This is a genomic window from Streptomyces sp. NPDC031426, assembly GCF_055581585.1.
This window is the reverse complement of record NZ_JBVIJE010000065.1, coordinates 1-9,742: the sequence shown is the minus strand read 5'-3', so window position 1 is coordinate 9,742 and position 9,742 is coordinate 1. Positions and strand designations below refer to the sequence as shown.

The 9,742-nt window shown below is 70.2% G+C and carries 9 protein-coding genes and 2 pseudogenes; 4 read left to right on the top strand and 7 right to left on the bottom strand.

What is annotated here, in order from left to right:
• Positions 1 to 68 precede the first annotated feature (68 nt).
• Both ACZ5NH_RS44615 and ACZ5NH_RS44610 read right to left on the bottom strand, forming a co-directional pair.
• A pseudogene (locus tag ACZ5NH_RS44615) lies at positions 69 to 212 on the bottom strand (IS630 family transposase); the annotation flags it as partial.
• Between the two features lie 58 nt (positions 213 to 270).
• Positions 271 to 525: a hypothetical protein gene (locus ACZ5NH_RS44610; RefSeq protein ID WP_468784112.1), complete on the bottom strand. Its 255-nt coding sequence runs from the start codon at positions 523 to 525 to the stop codon at positions 271 to 273.
• Positions 526 to 656: 131 nt separating this feature from the next.
• Here ACZ5NH_RS44610 and ACZ5NH_RS44605 point away from each other — a divergent pair, with 131 nt between their 5' ends.
• Together ACZ5NH_RS44605 and ACZ5NH_RS44600 are read left to right on the top strand one after the other, a co-directional pair.
• Positions 657 to 1,913: an SLC13 family permease gene (locus ACZ5NH_RS44605; RefSeq protein ID WP_468784110.1), complete on the top strand. Its 1,257-nt coding sequence runs from the start codon at positions 657 to 659 to the stop codon at positions 1,911 to 1,913.
• 5 nt (positions 1,914 to 1,918) lie between these two features.
• Positions 1,919 to 2,419 carry a universal stress protein gene (locus ACZ5NH_RS44600; protein ID WP_388635040.1) on the top strand — a complete coding sequence of 167 codons (501 nt, stop codon included), beginning with the start codon at positions 1,919 to 1,921 and terminating at the stop codon, positions 2,417 to 2,419.
• 232 nt (positions 2,420 to 2,651) lie between these two features.
• Here the strand turns inward: ACZ5NH_RS44600 and ACZ5NH_RS44595 are convergent.
• Positions 2,652 to 3,113 (bottom strand): annotated as a pseudogene (locus ACZ5NH_RS44595) (FadR/GntR family transcriptional regulator); the annotation flags it as partial.
• Between the two features lie 92 nt (positions 3,114 to 3,205).
• On the opposite strand from ACZ5NH_RS44595, the gene ACZ5NH_RS44590 reads away from it, so the two are divergent.
• Positions 3,206 to 3,643, top strand: a complete 438-nt coding sequence (locus tag ACZ5NH_RS44590; RefSeq protein WP_450986554.1) for a VOC family protein — start codon at positions 3,206 to 3,208, stop codon at positions 3,641 to 3,643.
• A gap of 177 nt (positions 3,644 to 3,820) precedes the next feature.
• Here ACZ5NH_RS44590 and ACZ5NH_RS44585 read toward each other — a convergent pair whose 3' ends face one another.
• The 3 genes from ACZ5NH_RS44585 to ACZ5NH_RS44575 form a co-directional block, all read right to left on the bottom strand.
• A complete protein-coding gene (locus tag ACZ5NH_RS44585; protein ID WP_468784107.1) occupies positions 3,821 to 5,962 on the bottom strand; it encodes a SpoIIE family protein phosphatase in 2,142 nt (713 codons plus the stop codon).
• Between the two features lie 858 nt (positions 5,963 to 6,820).
• On the bottom strand, positions 6,821 to 7,153 hold the full coding sequence (locus tag ACZ5NH_RS44580; protein ID WP_468784105.1) for a hypothetical protein: 333 nt from the start codon (positions 7,151 to 7,153) through the stop codon (positions 6,821 to 6,823).
• 944 nt (positions 7,154 to 8,097) lie between these two features.
• A complete protein-coding gene (locus ACZ5NH_RS44575) occupies positions 8,098 to 8,271 on the bottom strand; it encodes a CsbD family protein (protein WP_388635044.1) in 174 nt (57 codons plus the stop codon).
• Positions 8,272 to 8,410: 139 nt separating this feature from the next.
• On the opposite strand from ACZ5NH_RS44575, the gene ACZ5NH_RS44570 reads away from it, so the two are divergent.
• Positions 8,411 to 8,581: a hypothetical protein gene (locus ACZ5NH_RS44570; protein ID WP_014673915.1), complete on the top strand. Its 171-nt coding sequence runs from the start codon at positions 8,411 to 8,413 to the stop codon at positions 8,579 to 8,581.
• Positions 8,582 to 9,228: 647 nt separating this feature from the next.
• Here the strand turns inward: ACZ5NH_RS44570 and ACZ5NH_RS44565 are convergent.
• Positions 9,229 to 9,742: PP2C family protein-serine/threonine phosphatase (locus ACZ5NH_RS44565; protein WP_468784102.1), on the bottom strand; the 514-nt coding region annotated here is incomplete at its 5' end.

Below are 9,742 nucleotides of genomic sequence, written 5' to 3'. Positions count from 1 at the left end.
CCACGACCACCTCCAAGATCAGGTCTTGGAGACAGTCTGCTGGCCGACGAGCAACGGATCGATTACCAGGCCAAGGCTGCGTGACGAGCCACTAGCAGCACCATTTGAGCCCGACGCCAGGTCACCACCGACCCGGTGCCTCTACGGATGATGCGCAGCAGCCTCTGCCCCTCGTCGTCATCGATCTCGCGCACGCGCACACGTTCAGCCACCTGGGCACCCTGGCACGACGCGCCGCCCGGCACGGAACCCGGCGGCGTGCCACTCCCGCTACTCGCACAGTGCCGCGGTCACCCGGTCGAGGGTCTCCTCCGGGGTGGTGACCGAGTCCTGGGGGCAGCACCAGCTGCCGACTGGACCCCCGTCGAAGTCCCCCTCGTCATGCGCCCACCGCCAGCCGGCGACCCAGCGGCCGTAGCGCTCGGCCAGGGCGTACGTCATGGCGTCGCACCAGGGCCTGGCCTCCTCCCAGCCCCAGTCATGCACGGCCCGGTCACCCGGCGGCACGTCGGGGCGTCGGGGCATGTCATCACGCACCGCTCCATGACACTGCGACAGCAGCTATGCGCGCTGGGCTCCCGTCTGGTCGCTGCCCGGCAGGCGGGCCCGCCCTTGCCAGGTCGCGCGGGCGGTCGCGGGCGGGGGAAGATCAAGTGGTGAACTCCTCTGTGGCGGAGGCCGTCTCCGTCGTTCTGCTGCTGGTGGTGCTGGCGTGCGCCGTCGTTCGCCCGTTCGGGTGGCCGGAGGCGGTGGTCGCCGTCCCGGCTGCGGGTGTGGTGATCGCCACCGGGGCGCTCTCGCTGGCGCATGCCCGTGAGGAGGCGGAGCGGCTCGGGCCGGTGATTGGGTTCCTTGCGGCCGTCCTGGTCCTCGCCCAGCTGTGTGACGACGAGGGGCTGTTCCATGCGTGCGGGGCGTGGATGGCCCTTAGTGCGGCGGGGCGCCCGCGCCGCCTGCTGGTGCAGGTGTTCGCCGCCGCGTCGGTGATCACCGCGGTGCTCAGTCTGGATGCCACGATCGTGCTGCTGACGCCGGTGGTGTTCGCCACCGCCGCCCGGCTCGGTGCCCGGCCGAAACCGCACGTCTACGCCTGCACCCACCTGTCGAACACCGCGTCGCTGCTGCTGCCGGTCTCCAACCTCACCAACCTGCTCGCGTTCGCCGCCAGCGGGCTGAGCTTCACGCGCTTCGCCGCCCTGATGGCCTTGCCCTGGCTGGTGGCCATCGCCACCGAGTACGTGGTCTTCCGCCGGTTCTTCGCCACCGACCTGGACGCAGGGGCTCAGGCCCCACGCACCGCCGGGCAACGCGAACTGCCGGTGTTCGCCCTGGTCACAGTGGCCTGCACGCTGGCCGGGTTCGTCCTCACCTCCATGGTGGACGTCAACCCCGCGTGGGCGGCCTTCGCCGGCGCCCTCGTGCTCGCCGGGCGGGCTCTGGCCCAGCGCCGTACCACGCCCACCGCCATCGTGCGGGCCGCCGCGGTGCCGTTCCTCGCCTTCGTCCTGGCCCTGGGACTGGTGGTCCGCGCGGTCGTCGACAATGGGCTGGCGGCGGGGCTGGGACACCTGATCCCAAGCGGTACCGGACTGGCGGCGTTGTGCGCTATCGCCGCCCTGGCCGCGGTGCTGGCCAACGTCATCAACAATCTGCCCGCCGTGCTGGTGCTGCTGCCGCTGACCGCCCCGTCCGGGCCGGCCGCGGTCCTGGCAGTCCTGCTAGGGGTGAACATCGGCCCGAACCTCACCTACGCCGGCTCCCTGGCCACGCTGCTGTGGCGGCGCATCGTGCACGAACACGACAGTGACGTCGAACTCGGTGAGTTCACCCGGCTCGGTTTGTTCACAGTGCCTGCCGCCCTGGGGCTGTCGGTGGTGGCACTGTGGACCTCGCTCACCCTCATCGGAGGCTGACCGTCATGAAAGTCATCGCCTGGATCACCGAGGGCACCTGGCCCGCCGGCATCGACGCCGCCCGCGCCCACGCGCCCGACGACGCCGACATCGTGCTGCTCCACGTCACCCCGGCCGACGTCCCGGGCGCGGCGCACGGCGCCTTCGCCGGTCTGCTCGGCCGCGGCCATGGCGAACGCGACCCCGGCACGCAGGTGGAGCACCTCGCCGCCGCCTCCGCCGAGACATTCCTGGCCGAGGCCGCGCAGCGTCTGGGCCGCCCGTGCGCCCGTGTCGAGCGGACCGGCCGCGTCGAGCGGGAGGTCGTCGCCGCTGCCGAGGGCGCCGACCTGCTCATCCTCACCCGTGACGGTGACCGGACCCATCTCGGGCCGCGCAGCCTGGGGCATGCCGGCCGTTTCATCGTCGACCACGCCCCGTGCCCCGTCCTGCTGGTGTGGCCCGAGCCCGCGCCGGGCATCGACACCATCCCGCCCCCGCCACCCCACCCGCCGCACCACCAATAGCGGCAGGCACCCGGCATCGGACCGTCTTCCGCGGTCAGGAGCATGGGCGACGGTGAAGCAGACCGAATTCTTGGGGTGATACGAGCAGTCGATGTCCAGCAGACCTTGGTGGCGGGGATCCTGGCAGCTGAGCCCCGCTCTTCCCTCTCGCGGCGCCGGTGGGCGCCGACAGCGAGCCGACGCCCCGTCGACATGCCTGTAGGGCGTCCACCGGCAGGTCCCCGGGAGCTCCTCACGCCTCCTGGCGGGGAGACTTCGCCGGAGCACCCCGGCGACGCCCCGCTGTACCGGTGACGGGTGACTCCAAGGAGCGCAGGTGTTCCCTCAGCCACTGCTCGGTGTTGTTGACGTGCAGGAGGGCGGCAGCCTGGCCCAGGAAGGCGTCGCGGTAGGAGAGGGCCGTGAAGATCGACTCGTGTTCGGCGAGGATGCGGCCCGCGGCCTGGTCGTCGACAAGGCCGCGCCAGATCCGGGCGCGCAGCGTGCGGCCCGATATGCCTTCCAGGAGCGTGAGGAGCGAGTCGTTGCCCGTCGCGGAGATCACGGCCCGGTGGAAGGCCGCGTCGTGGGCGTTGAGCTGCTCGACATCGTCGCGGGCCTCGCGCATGGGGGTGTACTGGGCCCCATGGTTGGTGTGCATGACCGCCCCGGCGAGGCTGCCGCGGGTCTGTTCGGCGGCAGCCAGGGCGTTGGCGGATAAGGTGAGCGGGATCCGGCCGCTGAACGCGGTGTCGACGAGGCTGTATCTCCGGCCCCCGCAGCCCAGTCGGAGCAGGGAGTGCCGACATGGACGTTCTCTTCATCACGAGCGTGGCGGTGGTGGTCGCCGACCCGTCGCTGAGCCGCAAGCTGTTCATCGAGGTTCTTGGCCTCCCTCTGGAGGGGGAAGGCAACGGCTACTACTCCAGCGGGAGCGTCCCCGGCAGCAAGCACTTCGGCCTGTGGCCGCTCTCGCAGGCGGCCGAGGCATGCTTCGGCACGGACCAGTGGCCCGCCGACCGGGTGGTTCCACAGGCGTCGATCGAGTTCGAGGTGGCGAACGCGGAAGCCGTCGCAGCCGCCGGTGCCGAGCTTCAGCGTGCTGGCTTCGAGTTGGTGCACCAAGCCCGAATCGAGCCGTGGGGTCAGACGGTGGCCAGACTTCTCACGGCGGACGGCTTGATCGTCGGGATCTCCTACGCCCCCTCCTTGCACGACGTGCAGGACGACCAGGACTCTGGCTGAGCCCGGCCTGAGACGGGTGCAGACGTCGTAGTTCCCTGACGTACTCCGGCCCCGGGGATCAATGGGACCGTGGTTGGTGCCGAGATCGATCACACCCTGTGAGGGCCTGCGCAGACCGGCCATCGGCTCCCTCCGCCAGGGTCCGGGGCTTTCACGCTTCACGGGGTTGTGCCGCTTTCAGGTCGCCTGGTGGGGTGCTGTTGCCTGGATGAGGAGCAGGGCGATGTCGTCCTGGTGTGGGGTCGGGGGGCAGTGGCTGACGAGGGTGTTGGCGAGGGCGCCGAGGGTCTGGTCTGGCGCCTGCGCGAGGCAGGTGACGAGGTCGGCGGTGGCGTCGTCGATGTCGGTGCCAGGGGTTTCGATCAGGCCGTCGGTGTACAGGGCGAGGAGGGTGCCGGAAGGGAGCGGGATCTCGGTGGTGGGATAGGTGGCGTCGGGGTCGATGCCGAGGAGCAGGCCGGGGGGCAGGTGGAGGATTTCGGTGTGGCCGTCGGGGTGGCGGATCAGGGGTGGGGGGTGTCCGGCGGTGGCGAGGCGGGCGCGGTGGTGTGCGAGGTCGAGGTGGGCGTACAGGCAGCTGGTGAACAGTCCCGGGTCGAGGTCGATGAGGAGTCGGTTGGTCCGGGCGAGGACTTCGCCGGGGGGCGTGCCGGCGGTGGCGTGGGCGTGGACGGCGATGCGGACTTGTCCCATCAGGGCCGCGGCGGTGATGTTGTGGCCCTGCACGTCGCCGATCGCCGCGGCTGCGGATGCTTCACCGCAGGGGATGAGGTCGTAGAAGTCGCCGCCGATGTCGATGCCGTGGCCGGCGGGCTGGTAGCGGGCGGCGGCGTCCAGACCGGGGATCGTGGGCAGGGTGTGGGGCAGCAGGCCGGTTTGTAGGGTGTGGGCGAGCTGGTGCTTGATGTCGTAGAGGCGGGCGCGGTCCAGGGCCTGGGCGATCAGGCCGGCCAGGGAAGCCAGGATGGCGCGTTCCGGCGCGGGGAAGGGGCGGGGCCGGTGGTAGCCGAGGATGAGCGTGCCGACGGTGCGGCCGGAGGCGATCAGGGGCAAGGTTGCGCAGGCGGGCAGCTCGTCCTTGTGAACGGCTGGGGGGTAGGCGCGTTTTAGGTCGGCGAAGGTGGCGTAGAAGCCTGGGTCGCCGGTGAGCAGGGCCCGGACGGCAGGGGTGTCGGAGGCCAGGCGCTGGGCGTCGAAGATCTCGGTGAGTTCGGCGCTGAAGCCGCAGGTGCCGATGACGCGCAGCCGGCCTTCCTCCGCGGTCAACAGGGCGAGGGCTTGGGGGCCGAAGGCGGGGACGATCTGGTCACAGGCCAGCTCGACCACATCGTCCGCCCCGACAGCCTGCGTGAGGCCGGCCGCCAGGTGGGTGAGGTGGTACAGGGCTGTCGCCCCGACCTCTGGCGCCGGTGGGCCGTGCTGCCACGGCATGGTGGGCTTGGCGTGCTCGGCCGGGACCGGGGTGATCTGGATGCTGATGCCGCTGTCGTCCGGGTGGAGCTGGAAGTACAGCCACTGGTCCGGCGGGCGCAGGATGGTGAAGGAGGTGGGCCAGCGGCTGACCACCGCTGCCCGGTACCGGTCCTCGAAGAGGGGGTTGTGCAGCCACGACAGGCTCTCCCAGGGACGGCTGCCCAGCAAGGCGCCGACCCCCGCGCCGAGCAGGTCGCCGGCCGTGGTGTTGATGAAAGTGACCCGCCCGTCCAGATCGAGTGCGCAGCAGCCCTGCGGCAGCCGTTCAGCGAAGTCGAATGCGGCAGGTGCCTCGCCCGACACCATGCGGCCGGAACGCACGGGGGCCAAAACCCGCGGCTGGTCGGTGGGCAACAACGGCTGCCCTTGGCCGGCAGCCTGCTGCAGGAGCACACCCTCGCACTCGCAGCACGTGCCCAGCGCATCCCGTTCACATGAGCTCAGCTGCGGCGGACGCCAGATAGGCCACAGCAGTACCAGGGCACCCCACACAGTGGTGCCACAGCTGACCGGGGCAGCAGCCAACATGAATTCGTAGGGCAGCACGAGCGCCAGCTGAGGGTAGCAGCGTGCCACCTCCTCCTGGCTGCTCAGCCACACCATGCGCCGTTGTCGTACGGCGTCCGCCGCCGGCAGGGGGGCGCCCACCGTGACCCGCGCCCAGGGGGCTGCAATCTGCTGGGACACCCCGGATATCAGCGTCAGCTGCAGTACCCGCTCACCGGGCGGCAGCAGATACAGCAGGCCCACCGAGGCACCGGTGTCCCGCATGACGTCTGCCAGGGGAGCATCGAGCTGCTCCAGGCCAGAGCCGGAGCCAGGGGCGAAGTCGGCAAGCTGCTGCACGTCCCTCACCTCCTGCGGACGCCGGAAGGAGCAGCACGCGTGCGCCCGAAGCGAGCGCGAGCGACCTCGCCACAGATCCCAAGTACGGCACCGATCTGTACCCAGCCGGCGCCGGCCTTCCGGTCGGCCGTCACCGCCGCCCGCACCAGCTGCCGGGCCAGATCCGGCACCCGCGTCACCACGGCGCTGTGGCAACCCGCCACTCCTCCGGTCGGGGGCGACTGCCGGACCGGACGCACAGTGACGGCGTGCCTCCGGAGCCGTAGCTCAGCACCGGACGCCGTCATCGTTCCCCACGCCTGAGCAATCTGCTGCCACCTGCGACGTGCACGCCTGACCGCCTGCCGATGCGCAGGCCGGCAGCGCAGGCGGTCAGGCCCCATCGGCTCCTGCGGCGCAGCCCCATACCAGCCGCACAGAGCGTCACTCATACCCGGACACTACGCCCACATCCGGCGACGGTCGCGCGACGAGGCGAAAGGCGAGCAGATCTTCCAGGCCGAGGATGAAGCACGTGCCTGGCAGGCCTCCGTGCGCCAGCCCGCCCCCAACGCGAAGGCCCAGCCTGCCAAGAGTCACCTTGTTCGAATTATGTTCGATATCTTGTTCGTGGGACGGGTAATCTAGCCCTGCAATTGGACGTGGGCGGCGTGCAACGACGCTTCTGTGCCCATTGACGAGCCCGCATCAAAGTTCTGCCCCCGACACAATGGCGAGACGGTCTGAGGCGTTTGGTGAACGCCGGAAGCGACCGGGCGAGCACCATGACACACGAGCGCGCCATCCTGCGCATCGCTCGCTCAACGGGCGTCCTTGGTCGGGGCGGGTGAGGTGAAGGGCCGGGTGCCGGTCAGCTCGTCATAGACCGACAGCGGACGGCGGCCGACCTCGACACTTGCGGCTGCGGACCGGTTCAGCAGGGCCTGCAGCGGTCCGGTCCCCGACCCGAGCGGCTGGCTGCGGCGGGGCGAAGGCAGAGTGTCGCCGGTGCTGACACGGTGGCCGGCGCCGGTGGGCAGGCCCCTCCCAGTGCGTCTCGTCCACGATGCGGGCTCCGCGGCCGACCGCCCGCGGGTGGACGGCCAGCAACGTCTGCCCAGTAGCGTCAGGGACGGTGCAGTGCAGTGTGACCTGGGACTTCGTGGCCCGGATCTCGACCAGCTGGCGGGGACGGACCTTGCGGGCGGGCACCGAGTAAAGGTTCGCGTCGAAAGGGCGGCTCGTGGGCGTGGGCGACGGCGCGCGGGTTCCTGGACTCGCCGGTGATGCACGAGAGTGGCCCTCAGCGGCTGTGGTCGCTGATGGACCGCATTCGTAATCGGCTCAACCGCAGTGGCGCGCTTCCGGTCTGCGGTGCGAGGGTGAGGATCGACCCGGACGGCTCGGCGACCCTGTCGTGGGGTAGCTGGTCACAGCGGCTCTGACCGCCCACATGCAGCTCCGCCCGCGCGCATACCCCCGAGGCGCACGGGCGGGGCTTCCTCGTTCCGCGCGACCAGGTGGACGGCGTCCTGCTGCCACTCGGGGATGAAGGGGGCAGCCGGTACGCCGGGCGGGTAAAGATCAGCGTCCACGCCACGGACGATGGTCCGGCCATCTGCAGCTGCACAGCAGAGTGCGGGATGCGACCCGAACGGCCTGCGACATGTGGTGGATGACCCCGGTCCGGCCGCGGGCATGGTCAGGCCCACGATCGAGAGGATCACCAGCAGTACCGGAAACAGGGCCGTCGAACCTGTCAGCGAAGATGCGCTGGACTGAGTGACAGGGCTGCCGGCCACGACGCCGGGCAGCGTCCACCGGAGCGGAGTACGCCGGCGGTTACCGGGCGGCACGGGTTGACGGCCTGCGCGCAGGAGGTCGTCGAGGCTTCGACAAAGGGGAAGAGGCCGGTGGAGCGCCGGTTCAGCGCGGTGCGGTCGCGGGCAGCGCCGCCTTGAGGGCAGCTTTGTCGCTTGCAGGGAGCATGCCGGTCGGCAGCTTGACGTTGAACCGCGGGGATGTGCGGCGCAACGCCTCGGGCGGCCTGCGCCCGCTCGCGTTCCGCCGGGTTCCGCAGCCGGATGCCATCGAAAAGGGCCTTCCCGTATGACGCCCGGAAAGGCCCTTTCGTATCCACGGTGCACAAAGCAAAGTCAGTGCTTGAATGCGTCCTTGGCCTTCTCCTTGGCCTCACGGACGTCACCCGTGCTCTTTTCTGCCTGTCCCTCAGCGGCCATGCGGTCGTTGCCGACGGCGTTTCCCACGGTTTCCTTGGCCTTGCCCTCGGCCTGCTCGACCTTTGCCTTGGCCTTCTCTCCGGCAGTCATGAAGGGGGACCTCCTCGTAGCTTGTGTACCGCTGTCCCGATAACCGGCTCGTGCCCCGGCGTTACTCTCATAAACAAGGCAGCGTCGGGCGCATGTGGGCCACTTTGCAGGGCAGACGGGCGACAGGAGGTTGATAAAGATGGTTCCTCTGCTGTTGGTTCTTCTTCTCGCCCTGATCCTTTTCGGCGCCGGCTTCGCCATCAAGGTCCTCTGGTGGGTCGCCGTCGCCGTCCTTGTGCTCTGGCTTCTCGGCTTCGTCATGCGCTCCACCACCGCCGGCGGCGGTCGCGGCCGTTGGTACCGATGGTGATCTGACCCGTACACACGGCCCGTTCGCAGGGCCCGGCCGATACGACGACCGGGCCCTGCGCGCATGCCGAAAGTGGGGCCGTCAGGCGCGTAGCGTGACCATACGCTCCATAGACGCCCCAAACTGGCACGCGCGAAGGAACCCGCCGTGCCCACTGCCGAGACGATCCCTTGCCGACGGCGGAATGGCTCAAATGGACTGCGACCGGTACACCTGGGAGACAGACGCCGGTGGAAAGCACGGCGAGCCGTCAGCCGACGTGCTATCGCGGGATTGACGGCGGCCGTGTCGCTTCCCCGCCCGGCCCCGGGAGCATAAGAGTTCCAACAGGAGCCGGCCGAGGTGGGGCAGCGCGCGCACGGCGCTGTCGGGCGTCGGCGATGGAGGGGTCCCTTCGCTGTCCCCGGGGGCGCCATAAGAAGCACTGGCCGCGCCGCTGCGGCACAGTGGTGCACCCGTGTGCTGGGCGGCGAGGACAGCGGCGCGAAACGACCCTCGCGAGACGGCTGCAGGTCCTGTGGGCGGGCCCGAGGCCCGTCTGCTGCTTGGCGCGGTCTAGGCGTCCAGGGCCCAGATGAAGTCCTCGCGCATCCAGTGGGTCGCTCGAGCGGGTTCTGCCGGAGCCGGCCCGGTGGCCCGAGTCGCGGCTACGTCACGCGGATGCCGACGATGCAGGTGTCGTCGTCCGTGTCCGACCTGCTGTAGGTCAGCAGACGGTCGAGCTGTTGGTCCAGGGTCTTCGGCGCGGTACGGGCCGTGGTCAGCAGGTGGGTCAGGGACTCCTCCACAGACCGGTCGCGGCGCTCGATGAGCCCGTCGGTGTACATCAGCAGCATGTCCTCCGGCGCGAATTGCAGCTCGGCCTCCTCGTAGACGGCTTCGGGCAATGCGCCCAGCAGCAGGCCCTTGACCAACGGCAGCGGGGTCGCCTCCGGTCCGCGGACCAGCACGGGCGGGAGATGGCCTGCCCGTGCCCAGCGCAGACTGCGCTGATCCGGGTCGTACAGGGCGCACACCGCGGTGGCCGTGACCCCTCCGGTCAAGTGGTGCGCCAGGATGTTCAGCCAGGACAGCAGCTGCCCCGGCCCGGCACCCGTCACGGCGAGGCCACGCAACGCGTTGCGCAGAACGACCATGCTGGTGGCGGCCTCGATGCCGTGG

Excerpts from the sequence above, each read along its gene's own strand:
- ACZ5NH_RS44610 (WP_468784112.1), bottom strand. The coding sequence starts at position 525 with ATGCCCCGACGCCCCGACGTGCCGCCGGGTGACCGGGCCGTGCATGAC.
- ACZ5NH_RS44600 (WP_388635040.1), top strand. The coding sequence starts at position 1,919 with ATGAAAGTCATCGCCTGGATCACCGAGGGCACCTGGCCCGCCGGCATC.
- ACZ5NH_RS44590 (WP_450986554.1), top strand. The coding sequence starts at position 3,206 with ATGGACGTTCTCTTCATCACGAGCGTGGCGGTGGTGGTCGCCGACCCG.
- ACZ5NH_RS44575 (WP_388635044.1), bottom strand. The coding sequence starts at position 8,271 with ATGACTGCCGGAGAGAAGGCCAAGGCAAAGGTCGAGCAGGCCGAGGGC.
- ACZ5NH_RS44570 (WP_014673915.1), top strand. The coding sequence starts at position 8,411 with ATGGTTCCTCTGCTGTTGGTTCTTCTTCTCGCCCTGATCCTTTTCGGC.